16 protein-coding genes are annotated in these 15,071 nt (G+C 41.0%); 9 read left to right on the top strand and 7 right to left on the bottom strand.

The window, feature by feature from the left end; all coding sequences use genetic code 11:
* The first annotated feature begins 352 nt into the window (after nt 1–352).
* From B7699_RS07935 to B7699_RS07920, 4 genes are read left to right on the top strand one after another with little or no spacing between them, the layout of a single operon-like run.
* Nucleotides 353–1,039, top strand: a complete 687-nt coding sequence (locus B7699_RS07935) for an XRE family transcriptional regulator (protein WP_084927879.1) — start codon at nt 353–355, stop codon at nt 1,037–1,039.
* Nucleotides 1,040–1,042: 3 nt separating this feature from the next.
* Nucleotides 1,043–2,458, top strand: coding sequence for a Y-family DNA polymerase (locus B7699_RS07930; RefSeq protein ID WP_084927878.1), 1,416 nt, complete (start codon nt 1,043–1,045; stop codon nt 2,456–2,458).
* Nucleotides 2,455–2,817, top strand: coding sequence for a hypothetical protein (locus B7699_RS07925; protein WP_084927877.1), 363 nt, complete (start codon nt 2,455–2,457; stop codon nt 2,815–2,817). The genes B7699_RS07930 and B7699_RS07925 overlap by 4 nt, the downstream gene beginning before the upstream one ends.
* Nucleotides 2,810–3,103, top strand: a complete 294-nt coding sequence (locus B7699_RS07920) for a DUF5960 family protein (RefSeq protein ID WP_084927876.1) — start codon at nt 2,810–2,812, stop codon at nt 3,101–3,103. The genes B7699_RS07925 and B7699_RS07920 overlap by 8 nt, the downstream gene beginning before the upstream one ends.
* A gap of 143 nt (nt 3,104–3,246) precedes the next feature.
* Here the strand turns inward: B7699_RS07920 and B7699_RS07915 are convergent, their stop codons facing one another.
* The 5 genes from B7699_RS07915 to B7699_RS07895 are packed head-to-tail and all read right to left on the bottom strand — an operon-like array spanning nt 3,247 to nt 5,414.
* The gene (locus B7699_RS07915) at nt 3,247–3,723 is read right to left on the bottom strand and encodes a glutathione peroxidase (RefSeq protein ID WP_084927875.1); all 477 of its coding nucleotides are present in this window, start codon (nt 3,721–3,723) and stop codon (nt 3,247–3,249) included.
* On the bottom strand, nt 3,720–4,298 hold the full coding sequence (locus tag B7699_RS07910) for a DUF3278 domain-containing protein (RefSeq protein WP_084927874.1): 579 nt from the start codon (nt 4,296–4,298) through the stop codon (nt 3,720–3,722). The genes B7699_RS07915 and B7699_RS07910 overlap by 4 nt, the downstream gene beginning before the upstream one ends.
* 26 nt (nt 4,299–4,324) lie before the next feature.
* Nucleotides 4,325–4,651 (bottom strand): hypothetical protein, encoded by a 327-nt coding sequence (locus B7699_RS07905; protein WP_049492910.1) that lies wholly within the window; start codon nt 4,649–4,651, stop codon nt 4,325–4,327.
* Nucleotides 4,652–4,661: 10 nt separating this feature from the next.
* The gene (locus B7699_RS07900) at nt 4,662–5,204 is read right to left on the bottom strand and encodes a DUF3278 domain-containing protein (protein WP_049546736.1); all 543 of its coding nucleotides are present in this window, start codon (nt 5,202–5,204) and stop codon (nt 4,662–4,664) included.
* Between the two features lie 15 nt (nt 5,205–5,219).
* Entirely contained in the window at nt 5,220–5,414 is a 195-nt protein-coding gene (locus tag B7699_RS07895; RefSeq protein WP_001082472.1) for a helix-turn-helix transcriptional regulator, read from the bottom strand.
* Between the two features lie 166 nt (nt 5,415–5,580).
* Between B7699_RS07895 and rsmH the strand changes: the two genes are divergently transcribed.
* The 5 genes from rsmH to B7699_RS07865 all read left to right on the top strand — a co-directional run bounded on the left by rsmH (nt 5,581) and on the right by B7699_RS07865 (nt 12,748).
* Complete coding sequence (rsmH, locus tag B7699_RS07890; protein WP_084927873.1) at nt 5,581–6,531, top strand: 16S rRNA (cytosine(1402)-N(4))-methyltransferase RsmH; 951 nt, start codon at nt 5,581–5,583, stop codon at nt 6,529–6,531.
* 9 nt (nt 6,532–6,540) lie between these two features.
* The gene (ftsL, locus tag B7699_RS07885) at nt 6,541–6,858 is read left to right on the top strand and encodes a cell division protein FtsL (protein ID WP_000227824.1); all 318 of its coding nucleotides are present in this window, start codon (nt 6,541–6,543) and stop codon (nt 6,856–6,858) included.
* Between the two features lie 3 nt (nt 6,859–6,861).
* Nucleotides 6,862–9,114, top strand: coding sequence for a penicillin-binding protein PBP2X (gene pbp2x, locus B7699_RS07880; protein WP_084927872.1), 2,253 nt, complete (start codon nt 6,862–6,864; stop codon nt 9,112–9,114).
* 1 nt (nt 9,115) lies between these two features.
* Nucleotides 9,116–10,096, top strand: a complete 981-nt coding sequence (gene mraY, locus B7699_RS07875; RefSeq protein ID WP_049546739.1) for a phospho-N-acetylmuramoyl-pentapeptide-transferase — start codon at nt 9,116–9,118, stop codon at nt 10,094–10,096.
* 546 nt (nt 10,097–10,642) lie between these two features.
* Nucleotides 10,643–12,748, top strand: coding sequence for an ATP-dependent Clp protease ATP-binding subunit (locus B7699_RS07865; RefSeq protein ID WP_084927870.1), 2,106 nt, complete (start codon nt 10,643–10,645; stop codon nt 12,746–12,748).
* Nucleotides 12,749–12,915: 167 nt separating this feature from the next.
* Here the strand turns inward: B7699_RS07865 and B7699_RS07860 are convergent, their stop codons facing one another.
* Complete coding sequence (locus tag B7699_RS07860; RefSeq protein ID WP_000032547.1) at nt 12,916–13,398, bottom strand: S-ribosylhomocysteine lyase; 483 nt, start codon at nt 13,396–13,398, stop codon at nt 12,916–12,918.
* A 94-nt stretch (nt 13,399–13,492) separates the two neighbouring features.
* Nucleotides 13,493–14,977, bottom strand: a complete 1,485-nt coding sequence (locus B7699_RS07855; RefSeq protein WP_084927869.1) for a DUF1846 domain-containing protein — start codon at nt 14,975–14,977, stop codon at nt 13,493–13,495.
* Nucleotides 14,978–15,071 lie beyond the last annotated feature (94 nt).

Here is a 15,071-nt window from a genome sequence, read left to right as displayed (position 1 = left end):
TCTGTAGGGATTTTAAAAGTTAGATCAATTATTTATTTAAAGGATTTAGTTCTGTATTGTACAGGGCTAAGTCCTTTTAGTTTGATTAAAACTCTTCGAAAATCTCTTCAAACCGCGTCAACGTCGCCTTGCCGTACTCAAGTACAGCCTGCGGCTAGTTTCCTAGTTTGCTCTTTGATTTTCATTGAGTATAAAACTCACGATGTTTCTGATATTCCTAGTGGACATTTGTCTACTTTTTTTATATAATAAAACTAAACCAAATAGGTTGAGTTTTAAAAGTGACTTAGCTAAAGATTAGTTTTTCTAAGGAAAATCATTTAAGACAATGTTCTATACTAGGAGGTGAAGTATGTATCAGCCGGAAAAACTCAAGGCTCGTAGGAAAGAGTTAAAATTAACACAGAAGGAAATTGCAGAGCAACTTGGGATTAGCTTCCAGGCTTACTCGGCTTGGGAACGTGGAATTAAGGAACCATCCAAGGAGAAAGTTACTCAGCTAGAGAAGATTTTAAAAGTCGCAAAAGGCTATTTCACTCAGATTGAGATTGTCCGTCTCTACCATAGCCTCTCCAAGCAAGGGAAGGAGAAGGTTGTTCTCTATGCACGCAACGTGGCTCAAGAGGAACAGGCTCAGAAAGTGACAACCATGCCAGAGCGTCTCTACGAGTACCGTGTCTACGAGCGCATGTCAGCAGGGATTGGAGCTTCAGTCTACGATGATCAGAATTTTGATACGGTTTACTTTAATGAGGAGTTGGCCCATGACTTTGCATCCTGGGTATCTGGAGACTCCATGGAACCTAAATATCAAAATGGTTCAGTAGCACTGATTCGAGAGACAGGATTTGACTATGACGGGGCGGTCTATGCAGTGGTTTGTAACAACCAGACCTATATCAAACGGGTCTATAGGGAGGAAGCTGGCCTGCGTCTGGTCTCTATCAATCCTAAATATAAGGATATTTTCATCTCCTATGAGGAAGATCCTCGGATTGTTGGCATTATCGTTGGGAACTTTGTGCCGATGGAGGGCTAGCCAATGGGCTACTTTGATTATTCTAGAGAGCCCAAAAGTGACATTGCCTTTGTCGATATGAAATCCTTTTATGCCAGTGTTGAGTGTGTGAAAAGGGGCTTACATCCGCTGAAAACCTCGCTTTGTGTCATGAGTCGCGCGGATAATTCAACTGGTCTTATTCTAGCCTCCTCTCCCCTGTTTAAGAAGATTTTCGGCAAGTCAAATGTTGGTCGGGCCTATGATCTGCCCTTTGATATCAAGACTCGCAAATTTTCCTACTATAATGCTAGAAAGCAGGGGTTGCCTACTGATTCAGACTATGTTCGCTACATCGAAGATTGGGCTCAAGTGACCTTGATTGTGCCACCCAGGATGGACGAGTACATCGCAGTCAATATGGAAATCCAGCGAATCTTTCAGAATTATGGCAGTCCAGATGATATTTATCCCTACTCTATCGATGAGGGCTTTATTGACCTGACTAGTTCACTTAATTATTTCATTTCAAACAAGAGTCTCTCTCGCAAAGACAAGCTGGATATGCTTTCTGCTCGTATTCAGAGGGATATTTGGAGGCAGACAGGGATCTACTCTACAGTGGGCATGTCAAATGCCAATCCTTTAATGGCCAAGTTGGCTCTGGATAATGAAGCCAAGCACACTCCGACCATGAGGGCCAACTGGTCTTACCAGGATGTGGAAGAGAAGGTCTGGACAATCCCTAAGATGACGGATTTTTGGGGGATTGGCAGGCGGATGGAGAAACGCTTGCATGCTCTGGGGATTTTTTCTATCAAGGAATTGGCAACCAGCAATCCAGACCAGCTAAAGAAAGCTCTGGGTCAGGCTGGTCTTCGTTTGTGGTTTCATGCTAACGGAATTGATGAGAGCAATGTTCATAAGCCTTATAAAGCCAAATCCAAGGGCCTGGGGAATTCTCAAATCTTGCCGAGAGACTACGTGAAGCTACGGGATATTGAAATTATTATCCGAGAAATGGCGGAGCAGGTGGCTATTAGATTGAGAAGGTCTGGTAAGAAAACAACCCTTGTCTCTATCTATGTCGGTTTCTCTAAACAGGAAGTTAGGTCGTCTATTCACACACAAATAAAGATCGAACCGACCAATAATACAGCTGTCTTAACGGATTATGTTTTGAAGTTATTTCATAACAAATACACTTCAGGAGCAGTCAGAAGTGTTGGAGTCAACTATTCAGGCTTTGTAGACGAGTCCTTTGGTTTGATTTCCCTTTTTGATGATATTGACAAGTTAGAAAAAGAAGAAAGGCTCCAGACGGCCATTGACTCTATTCGGGAACAATTTGGTTTCACTTCCCTTTTAAGAGCAAATGCACTGGAAGAAGCCTCTAGGAGTCTTGCCAGAAGCAAGCTGATTGGGGGACATTCTGCTGGAGGATTAGATGGATTACAATGATTGATCGTTCTTATTTACCCTTTCAATCCGCGCGAGATTATCAAGATCCAGGGATGCAGAAGTGGATGGGCTTTTATCTTTCAGAACACACCAGTTCGCTTAGTGAAGAAAAAAATCGTGTTGATTTTTCGACGGATTTGACCCCAGTTGAGAAGTTACACTTGCTTTCTCAGCTTTATGTTGGCCAACTGAAGGGAAGTTTTGTGGTCAAGGAAAAGAAGCAGAAAACCACGATCATAGGTGAAGTGAGCGAATTATCACCTCAAACTCTATCTATTAGGACAAACGAGGGATATAGGTTGATAGAGGTTGCAGATATCCTAGAAATTCGGCTGTGGGAGGAGGGAGTTTATGACTAGAAAAGAGCTGTATGAAAACAAACTGCAGATGGATTACTTTTCAGATAACTATATTTGTTTTGAAGAGGATTTTCAAAAATACTCTGCCATGAACGTACCCTTGACTTTCTTGATTGATGACATCCTACGAACCATGGCAATGAATCAGAAGAACTACTTTGTCTTAAACAAGGAAAATACTAAGGATGGGCGGGAGCATCGCTTTTATTTTAGGGTAGTAACGGAAAAAGAGTGTCCTAGAAATAGAACCTATGTATATGCTGGGGTTAAAAATAGTAGTCAGTAGAGGCTTATCTGCTGTAAAATGTATCATTTTTATAACACTTCATGTTTCATATCATGGGGTGTTTTTCTTTTTAAGTCAAAGCCAATCAAAAAATCTCACTATTCATTAGGCTGAAGGAGACCTAATCATAGTGAGATTGTGAATTATAGTAGATTTTGTATGGTCTCTTCAATTTGTTTTGGGTCTGTTTTTGAAGAGAAGCGTTCAACGACTTGTCCGTCTCGACTGATGAGAAATTTAGCGAAATTCCATTCGATTCGTTTTCCTAGTGGGCCAGATTTTTGATCTTTTAGCCACACATAGAGGGGATCTGCTTCCTTACCGTTGACCTTAATCTTGGCAAAACGTGGGAAGCTGGTTTGATAATGTAGGCTACAGAAGGCGTTGATTTCCTCTTCGCTGCCTGGTGCTTGTCCCATAAACTGGTTGCAAGGGAAGTCTAAAATCTCAAAACCTTGTTCTTGATAGCGATCATAGAGTTCTTGAAGTCCTTGGTACTGGGGCGTTAAACCACATCCAGTAGCAGTGTTGACAACCAAGATAACCTTACCACGATAGGTCTCTAGTGGAGTTTCTTGATGGTCTTGGTTCAAGACTGAAAAATCGTATAGTGAAGTCATTGCTTGCTTTTCTCCTTCTGTTTGGTGTTTTTAGGAGTTTTCTCCTCCTGTAGGGATAGAAAGCCGTAGGTCAGGGTTCCAAAAATGCTACCGATAATCAGGCCATACATCAGGAAAGGACCACTTTTATCGAATTGCAAGAGCAATTTTACAAAATCTGAAAGGGACATCTGCTGAACGAAGACTTTATGAAAGATGAGTAAGGTAAAGAAGCCAATCTGAATACCGATAAACACAATCCAGCTTCGGAATTTGATTTGGGCTTTGCTGTAGGTTTTGAGGATGATTTCTGATTTGTCATCCTTTTCAAGATGAAGCTCTTGGACGGCTTTTTGAGCTTTTATACTCATGAACAAAATGAGTCCAAAATAGATGTAGGGCATAACATTTCGAACAATTTCTATAAAGCTTCCGAACAAAATATAGAATAGGAAGAGAATGAAGGAAGAGTAAAAGATTTGGATCATGGAACGGGCGCAAGCCTTGTAGATAACCTCTTGACGGCATTCATCAAAAGGCCCTTGGATATGAAAGAAATTTCGAAGTAGGCGAGTTGTTAAGTCTTCTTTTTTCATGGGTGATTTCTCCTAAATGAACGATGCTATTTTGTTTCTTTTACGAATTGATAGAGATAATAAAGATAAGTAATAGAAGAAAGGATAGCGATAGTTAGCAGTATATAATATTTCCAATTGCTTGAAATGAGCGTCAGTTGTGGTAAGGATAGAATCATAAAGATTAGTGCTAAGTTGAGTATGCGCGTTTTTTGGGAGTCGATTTTTAGATAAGTCAATCCTTTGTTGAGGGCTGGAACAAAGACTGGAAGGAGGACTATATCGTAGATTGGCAAGTTCCCTGAAACGATGATGAAGATGAGCAGTGAAGCAAACAAAAGATGATAGGTAAGTAAAGTTACTAGTGATTTCATAGGGGACCTCCTAATACTCATCTTGATCTTTCTTAGTTTTTGCAATGCGACGGGAGATGAGGAACTGTATACTCGCTCCGAAGAAGATAGAACCGAGAATGCTTGATACACCATTTCTTATAGTGAGAAGAGAATTAAAATAGTCCGGACTTTCACCTATGAGTATACTGAGAAGAGGAGTTATAAAAAACATCCATAGACCAAAGAACAAACCTGCTTTCAGACCTGGGTAATGTAGTTGCTTACTTTCTTTCTCACTCAGCATATCTGGATCAATAGCTGTAATCCCTGTTTTTTTCATTTGGTAGGTGACATAGCCAGCAGCGATGAGGGCAATCACTAAAATCAGAGGAGGATAGATTAGAGCCACTTCTTGAGGGTATTTATAGGCCAGAAGAAGTGGAATAAGATTTCCGAAAATCATCAGATAAAAGAGGACGATAAAGACTTGGTTCCCAATACGATCGATCTCACGCCGTTTGTATTCGTCAAGGGGACCAGAAATGCCGTATGTGCGTTTGATCAGTTTTTCAGTGAAGGTTTCTTTTTTCATGAGTTGGCTCCTTTTTTAAAAATCTTCCTCCCAAAAGAGACTGTTGAGGTCAGTTTGGAGGCTGCGGGCGAGATTGAGACAAAGTTCCAGGGTTGGGTTGTACTTGTCGTTTTCAATCATATTGATGGTTTGTCTCGAGACACCGATATCCTTGGCGAGTTCGAGCTGGGAAATGCCCAGTTCCTTGCGAAATTCTTTCACACGATTCATATGTTCTCCTTTCTGATTTGTGTCGTATATATTTGACTATATTATATTCTTCTATGGAGCGAATGTCAAGCATATTTGACATATTTCTTAAAGAAATCTTACTTGTTTTTGACCGATTTGTCTGACTAGTGCAAGCTGGTCGGATTTGTGGTAAAATAGATAAGATATGACAAAAGAATTTCATCATGTAACGGTCTTACTCCATGAAACGATTGATATGCTCGACGTAAAACCTAATGGTATCTACGTTGATGCGACTTTGGGTGGAGCGGGCCATAGCGAATATTTATTAAGTAAATTAAGTGAAAAAGGCCATCTCTATGCCTTTGACCAGGACCAGAATGCCATTGATAATGCGCAAAAACGCTTGGCACCCTACATTGAAAAGGGGATGGTGACTTTTATCAAGGATAACTTCCGTCATTTACAGGCACGTTTGCGCGAAGCTGGTGTTCAGGAAATTGATGGAATTTGTTATGACTTGGGAGTGTCTAGTCCTCAATTGGACCAGCGTGAGCGTGGTTTTTCTTATAAAAAGGATGCGCCACTGGACATGCGCATGAATCAGGAATCTAGTCTGACAGCCTATGAAGTGGTGAACCACTATGACTATCATGACTTGGTTCGTATTTTCTTCAAGTATGGCGAGGACAAATTCTCTAAACAGATTGCGCGTAAGATTGAACAAGTACGTGCAGTCAAGCCAATCGAGACAACGACTGAGTTGGCAGAGATTATCAAGTCGGCCAAACCTGCTAAGGAACTCAAGAAGAAGGGGCATCCTGCCAAGCAGATTTTCCAGGCTATTCGAATTGAAGTTAATGATGAACTGGGAGCGGCAGATGAGTCCATCCAGCAGGCTATGGAGATGTTGGCTATAGATGGTAGAATCTCAGTGATTACCTTTCATTCACTAGAAGACCGCTTGACCAAGCAATTGTTCAAGGAAGCTTCAACAGTGGAAGTTCCCAAAGGTTTGCCTTTCATTCCAGATGATCTCAAGCCCAAGATGGAATTGGTATCCCGTAAGCCAATCTTGCCAAGTGCAGAAGAATTAGAAGCCAATAACCGCTCGCATTCAGCCAAGTTGCGCGTGGCCAGAAAAATTCACAAGTAAGAGGAAAAAATGGTAGATAAGAAAGAAACAACCAGTCAATTCTTGCAGAATCGTATAAAAAAATTCTCACGTGTGGAGAAGGCTTTTTATCTTTCCATCGCTTTTACGGCTCTCGTTTTAGCAGTGAGTATTATCTTTATGCAAACACGACTCTTGCAAGTGCAAAGTGATTTGACAAAAATCAATGCACAGATAGAGGAGAAGAAGACAGAGCTGGATGATGCTAAGCAGGAAGTGAATGAATTGATTCGTTCAGAGCGCTTGAAAGAAATTGCAGATAAAAAAGATTTGAAATTGAATAATGAAAATATCCGAACAGCGGAGTAAGATATGAAATGGACAGAAAAAATAACCCGATTTGCGATAAAAAATCGTAAATCTCCAGCAAAAAACCGTAGGATAGTTGGCAAGTACCTCAGCTTTGTAGCTGTTGCCCTTTTCGGCCTATTTTTGGCCAATTTTGCTTATATTATCGCAAAAGGTAATATATTTGGTACTGACTTGGTAAAAGAAGCTAAAAAGGTTCACCAAACAACCCGAACAGTTCCTGCCAAACGTGGAACTATCTATGACCGAAATGGAGTGCCTATCGCTGAAGATGCGACCTCTTATAACGTCTATGCTGTTATTGATAAAAAATACAAGTCAGCAACGGGTAAAATTCTTTATGTAGAGGATTCGCAGTTCAATAAGGTAGCTGAAGTCTTCCATAAGTATTTGGATATGGATGAAGCTTATGTGAAAGAGCAATTAGCTCAACCAAATCTGACCCAAGTTTCCTTTGGTGCAAAAGGAAATGGGATTACCTATGCCAATATGATGGCTATTAAAAAAGATTTGAAAGATGCTAGTGTGGAAGGGATTGACTTTACAACTAGCCCTAACAGAAGCTACCCAAATGGACAATTTGCTTCTAGCTTTATTGGCTTAGCCCAACTTCATGAAAATGAGGATGGTAGTAAGAGTTTGTTAGGGACTTCTGGTTTGGAGAGTTCTTTAAATACCATTCTTGCTGGGACAGACGGTATTATTACCTATGAAAAAGACCGTGTAGGAAATATCGTACCAGGTACAGAACTGGTATCGCAACAAACTGTGGATGGCAAGGATGTTTATACAACATTGTCTAGTCCGCTACAATCTTTCATGGAAACTCAGATGGATGCCTTTCTAGAAAAAGTAAAAGGTAAGTATATGACCGCGACCTTGGTCAGTGCAAAGACCGGTGAAATTCTCGCTACCACCCAACGACCTACCTTTAATGCAGATACTAAAGAAGGAATCACTGAGGACTTTGTTTGGCGTGATATTCTTTATCAAAGTAACTATGAACCAGGATCAGCCATGAAGGTTATGACGTTAGCTTCTTCTATTGATAATAATACCTTCCCAAGTGGAGAATACTTCAATAGCAGTGAATTAAAAATAGCGGATGCGACGATTCGAGATTGGGATGTTAATGATGGTTTGACTACTGGTGGGATGATGACTTTCTCACAAGGTTTCGCTCACTCCAGTAATGTTGGAATGAGTCTACTTGAACAAAAAATGGGAGATACTACTTGGTTAGATTATCTAAACCGCTTTAAATTTGGGGTTCCAACTCGTTTTGGTTTGACAGATGAATACGCTGGCCAACTTCCAGCTGACAATATTGTCAATATTGCCATGAGTGCATTTGGTCAAGGGATTTCAGTAACTCAAACACAAATGATTCGTGCCTTTACAGCCATTGCCAATGATGGCGTCATGCTGGAGCCTAAATTTATTACGGCCTTGTATGATCCAAATGATCAAACTGTTCGTAAATCTCAAAAAGAAATTGTTGGAAATCCAGTTTCGAAAGATGCGGCTAGTCAAACTCGGGCTCACATGGTCTTGGTAGGAACGGATCCTATATATGGAACTATGTATAATCATAGTACAGGAAAAGCAACTGTCAATGTTCCAGGTCAAAATGTAGCCCTCAAGTCTGGTACGGCTCAAATCGCTGACGAGAAAAATGGAGGCTACTTGGTTGGTTCTACCAACTACATTTTCTCGGTTGTGGCTATGAACCCTGCTGAAAATCCTGATTTTATCTTGTATGTAACGGTTCAACAACCTGAACATTATTCAGGAATTCCGCTTGGGGAGTTTACTAATCCAATCCTTGAAAGAGCTTCAGCTATGAAAGAATCTCTGAATCTTCAATCTCCTGCTAAGAATTTAGATCAAGTGACGACAGAGTCTTCTTATGCAATGCCTAGCATCAAGGATATTTCACCTGGTGATTTGGCGGAAGCCTTACGCCGAAATATTGTGCAACCAATCGTTGTAGGTACTGGAACAAAGATTAAAGAGACTTCTGTAGAAGAAGGGACCAATCTTGCACCAAACCAACAAGTTCTCCTTTTATCGGATAAGGTAGAAGAAATTCCAGACATGTATGGCTGGAAAAAAGAGACTGCTGAGGCCTTTGCTAAATGGTTGGATATTGAGTTGGAATTTGAAGGTTCAGGTTCCGTTGTTCAGAAGCAGGATGTTCGGACTAATACAGTTATCAAAAACATTAAAAAAATTAAATTAACTTTAGGAGACTAATATGTTTATTTCTATCAGTGCTGGAATTGTGACATTTTTACTAACTTTAGTAGGAATCCCGGCCTTTATCCAATTTTATAGAAAGGCGCAAATTACAGGCCAGCAGATGCATGAGGATGTCAAACAGCACCAGGCAAAAGCTGGGACTCCTACAATGGGAGGTTTGGTTTTCTTAATTGCTTCTGTTTTAGTTGCTTTCTTTTTCGCCCTATTTAGTAATCAACTCAGCAATAATGTCGGTATGATTTTATTTATCTTGGTTCTCTATGGTTTAATCGGATTTTTAGATGACTTCCTCAAGGTCTTCCGTAAAATCAATGAGGGGCTAAATCCCAAGCAGAAATTGGCTCTTCAGCTGCTAGGTGGCGTCATTTTCTACCTTTTTTATGAGCGTGGGGGCGATATGCTCTCTGTCTTTGGTTACCAAGTGCATCTAGGGATTTTCTATATTGTCTTCGCTCTTTTCTGGCTAGTCGGTTTTTCAAACGCAGTAAACTTGACAGATGGTATTGACGGTTTAGCTAGTATTTCCGTTGTGATTAGTTTGTCTGCCTATGGAGTTATTGCCTATGTGCAAGGTCAGATGGATATTCTTCTGGTGATTCTTGCCATGATTGGTGGTTTGCTTGGTTTCTTTGTCTTTAACCATAAGCCTGCTAAGGTCTTTATGGGAGATGTGGGAAGTTTGGCTCTCGGTGGAATGCTGGCAGCTATTTCTATGGCTCTCCACCAAGAATGGACTCTCTTGATTATCGGAATTGTTTATGTCTTTGAAACAACTTCGGTCATGATGCAAGTCGGATATTTCAAAATGACTGGTGGTAAACGTATTTTCCGTATGACGCCTGTGCATCACCATTTTGAGCTTGGAGGATTGTCTGGTAAAGGAAATCCTTGGAGCGAGTGGAAGGTTGATTTCTTCTTTTGGGGAGTGGGGCTTCTAGCAAGTCTCTTAACCCTAGCAATTTTATATTTGATGTAAGAATGGCACCCTGATGTTTCAGGGTGTTTTTGCGTTTAAATAGTCAATGAAAATCAGAAGGTAAACTAGGAAACTTGACGAAGTCAGCTCAAAACACTGTTTTGAGGTTGTGGATAAGACTGACGAAGTCAACTCAAAATACTGTTTTGAGATTGTAGATAAGACTGACGAAGTCAATTACATATACCTATGATACCTACGGCAAGGGGAAACTGAAGTGCTTTGAAGCGATTTTTGAAGAGTATAAAAAATATTAGTCAATTAAAGCCAAATCTCTTGACCTTTTCTGACTAATGTAGTATATTATGAACGTAAGGTAAATGAAAGCCTTACTAGAATGCTTATTTAAAGTGAAATAGAAAGAGGTGGGTCTATGTTTAATCTAGAAATCTTTAGAAGTAAAGATAGTCTACTCCTGCTTGAAAAAGAAAAACCAGAAATAGTACGTAGAGTAGCGATTTAGCTAGTCTAAATTTTTTAAAACAAAGGTCAAAGATAGTCAATATCAGTAATAATAACGAAGAAAAACAACAAGAGGTAAAGAATATGAACAACAACTTTAATAATTTTAACAACATGGATGATTTATTTAACCAATTGATGGGTGGTATGCGTGGATACAGTTCTGAAAATCGCCGTTACTTGATTAATGGACGTGAAGTCACACCTGAGGAATTTGCTCACTATCGTGCAACTGGTCAATTGCCAGGAAATGCAGAAGCTGATGGACAAATGCCACAACATACGTCAGGTATGAAACAAGATGGTGTCCTTGCTAAACTGGGTCGAAACTTGACAGCAGAAGCGCGTGAGGGCAAGTTGGATCCTGTCATCGGACGAAATAAGGAAATTCAAGAAACATCTGAAATCCTCTCACGCCGTACTAAGAACAATCCTGTTTTGGTTGGAGACGCAGGTGTTGGTAAGACAGCAGTTGTCGAAGGCTTGGCACAAGCTATTGTGAATGGTGATGTTCCAGCTGCTATTAAGAATAAGGAAATTGTTTCCATTGATATCTCAGGTCTTGAGGCTGGCACTCAATACCGTGGTAGCTTTGAAGAAAACGTTCAAAATCTAGTCAATGAGGTCAAAGAAGCAGGGAATATTATCCTCTTCTTTGATGAAATTCACCAAATCCTCGGTGCTGGTAGCACTGGTGGAGACAGTGGTTCTAAGGGGCTTGCGGATATTCTCAAGCCAGCCCTCTCTCGTGGGGAGTTGACAGTGATTGGGGCAACGACTCAAGATGAATACCGTAACACCATCTTGAAGAATGCAGCTCTTGCTCGTCGTTTCAACGAAGTGAAGGTTAATGCTCCATCTGCTGAAGATACTTTCAAGATTCTTCAAGGTATTCGAGATCTTTATCAACAACACCACAATGTTATTTTGCCAGATGAAGTCTTAAAAGCTGCCGTTGATTACTCTGTTCAATATATTCCACAACGTAGCTTGCCAGATAAGGCTATCGACCTTGTCGATGTTACGGCGGCTCACTTGGCAGCTCAGCATCCAGTAACAGATGTTCATGCTGTTGAACGTGAAATTGAGGCAGAAAAAGACAAGCAAGAAAAAGCAGTTGAGGCAGAAGATTTTGAAGCAGCTCTAAACTATAAAACACGCATTGCAGAATTGGAAAAGAAAATCGAAAACCATACAGAAGATATGAAAGTGACTGCAAGTGTCAACGATGTGGCTGAATCTGTAGAACGTATGACGGGTATTCCAGTATCTCAAATGGGGGCTACGGACATCGAACGTTTGAAAGATATGGGTCATCGTTTGCAGACGAAAGTTATTGGTCAAGATAAGGCCGTTGAAGCAGTAGCAAAAGCTATCCGTCGTAACCGTGCTGGTTTTGATGAAGGTAACCGTCCAATTGGTAGCTTCCTCTTTGTAGGTCCTACTGGTGTCGGTAAGACTGAGTTGGCTAAACAATTGGCTCTTGATATGTTCGGAACGAAAGATGCTATCATCCGTTTGGACATGTCAGAATACAGCGACCGCACAGCCGTATCTAAATTGATTGGTACAACTGCAGGTTATGTTGGTTACGATGACAACAACAATACCTTGACAGAACGCGTCCGTCGCAATCCATACTCAATCGTCCTTCTCGACGAAATTGAAAAGGCTGACCCTCAAGTCATTACCCTTCTCCTCCAAGTCTTGGATGATGGTCGTTTGACAGATGGTCAAGGAAATACAGTAAACTTCAAGAATACTGTTATTATTGCGACATCAAATGCTGGATTTGGTTATGAAGCCAATCTGACAGAAGATGCGGATAAACCAGAATTGATGGACCGTTTGAAACCATTCTTCCGTCCAGAATTCCTCAACCGCTTTAATGCAGTTATCGAGTTCTCACACTTGACTAAGGAAGACCTTTCTAAGATTGTGGACTTGATGTTGGCTGAAGTCAACCAAACCTTGGCTAAGAAAGACATTGATTTAGCAGTCAGTCAAATGGCTAAGGACTATATCACAGAAGAAGGCTATGACGAAGTCATGGGGGTTCGCCCTCTCCGTCGCGTGGTTGAACAAGAAATTCGGGATAAGGTGACAGACTTCCACTTGGATCATTTAGATGCTAAACATCTGGAAGCAGATATGGAAGATGGTGTTTTGGTCATTCGTGAAAAAGCCTAATACTCTTCGAAAATCAAATTCAAACCACGTCAACGTCGCCTTGCCGTACTCAAGTACAGCCTGCGGCTAGTTTCCTAGTTTGCTCTTTGATTTTCATTGAGTATAAGACAAAATTTTGAGAATAAAAAAGAAGGAGCCAGCTGAAAAAACTGGTTCCTTTTTTGTGTTTAAATCACATGACGCTCAAATGCATCATCTGAAATCCCTTGTTCAAGGATAAGTTTCGCCCATTCTTTAGCAGAGAAGAGGCTGTGATCCTTGTAGTTTCCGCAAGATTCAATGGTTGTTCCAGGAACATCTTCCCAAGTAGTAGTTTCAGCGATTTCCTTGAGTGAATCCTTGATAACGGCCGCAATTTCGGCACTAGTGTGACGTCCCCACATAATCATGTGGAAACCTGTACGGCAACCAAATGGTGAACAGTCAATCATACCGTCAATGCGGGTGCGGATGAGTTTTGCCAAGAGGTGCTCAATAGTGTGAAGACCAGCGGTAGGGATAGAGTCTTCATTTGGTTGCACCAAGCGAATGTCATAATTGGAGATGATGTCTCCTTTTGGTCCTGTTTCTTCCCCAATCAAGCGAACATAGGGTGCTTTAACAATAGTGTGGTCAAGTTCAAAACTTTCAACAATAACTTCTTTTGACATGGTAAATCCTTTCAGTTTTCTTCTTTCATTATAACATAAAGCTGGCTCTTGAGACAGAGAGAAAACCTCTCCGAGGGTGGAGAGGTTCAAATCGTTACTTGCGATACAAGCGGTCGTATTGGTAGTATGGGTCAAAGGTTACATTGATACCCAATTTACGAAGGACATTCTTGTCTTCATCTGTCAAGATGATGGTTGAGTGAGCTTCGCTTCCTTTGAGGTTACCAAGTTCTTCCATAGCGCGGGCAGCGTCGGGATTTTCCGTAGCTGTGATAGCAAGTGCAATCAGGATTTCATTTGAATGAAGGCGCGGATTGCGGCTACCCAGATGATCGATTTTAAGACCTTGGATCGGTTTGACGACTTCAGGCTCGATTAGTTTTACTTCTTTAGCGATGTCAGCTGATTTCTTGATGGCGTTGATAAGAGCAGCGGCTGTAGGGCCAAAGAGTTCTGAGTTCTTACCTGTGACGATTTCCCCATTTGGCAATTCAAGGGCTAGGGCTGGTCCACCAGTTTCTTCTGCTTTTTGACGTGCAACGACAGCAACCTTACGGTCTGCTGGTGTGATACCGAGGTCATTCATAAGCAACTCGATTTTCTTGACAGCAGCTTCGCCGACTTTTTCGGCTTTAAAATCAAGAACAGTTTGATAGTAACGGCGGATGATTTCTTGTTTAGAAGCTTCGACAGCAGCTTCATCATCTGTAATAGCGAAACCAACCATGTTGACCCCCATATCTGTCGGAGAAGCGTATGGAGACTCTCCTAGAATGCGTTCCAACATGCGCTTGAGCACTGGGAAAATCTCGATATCACGGTTATAGTTGACGGTGGTTTCTCCGTAGGTTTGGAGATGGAAGGGGTCAATCATGTTGACATCATCAAGGTCAGCTGTGGCAGCCTCGTATGCCAAGTTGACTGGGTGATGAAGGGGTAGATTCCAAACTGGGAAGGTTTCAAATTTAGCGTAACCAGACTTGATACCATTGATTTGGTCGTGGTACATATTGGACATACAAGTTGCCAATTTTCCAGAACCAGGTCCAGGAGCGGTTACGACGATCAAGTTGCGACTGGTTTTGATGTAATCATTTTTCCCCATGCCTTCAGGTGAAATGATGTGATCCATATCTGTCGGATATCCTTTGATTGGATAATGAAAATAAGAATCAATTCCATTTTTCTCAAGTTGATTGCGGAAGGCATCTGCAGCTGGTTGGCCAGCGTATTGTGTAATGACAACAGAACCAACAAAAATGCCTAATTCATTGAATTTGTCAATCAAACGAAGAACTTCTTGGTCATAAGAAATGCCCAAGTCACCACGTGCTTTGGAATGTTCGATGTTGCTAGCATTAATGGCGATTACAACTTCAACTTGCTCTTTCAACTCTTGCAAGAGCTTGATTTTGTTGTCAGGCTCATAACCAGGAAGAACACGAGCAGCGTGGAAATCTTCTAACATTTTGCCACCAAACTCTAAGTAGAGCTTGCCGTCAAATTGGTTAATGCGCTCCAAAATGTGGTCGCGTTGTAGATTCAAATAGTTTTCAGAACTAAAAGCTTGTTTTTTCATTTTTTTACCTCTGACCTCTATTATAATAAAAAATTGAAAGTTAGGAAACTATGGAGTTAAAAAAGAAATCAAAAAGATTAAGCAAACGCTTGCA

The organism is Streptococcus mitis (assembly GCF_002096835.1).
In the GTDB taxonomy this organism is placed as follows: Bacteria; Bacillota; Bacilli; order Lactobacillales; family Streptococcaceae; genus Streptococcus; species Streptococcus mitis_W.
This window is presented reverse-complemented; position numbering and strand designations above follow the sequence as displayed.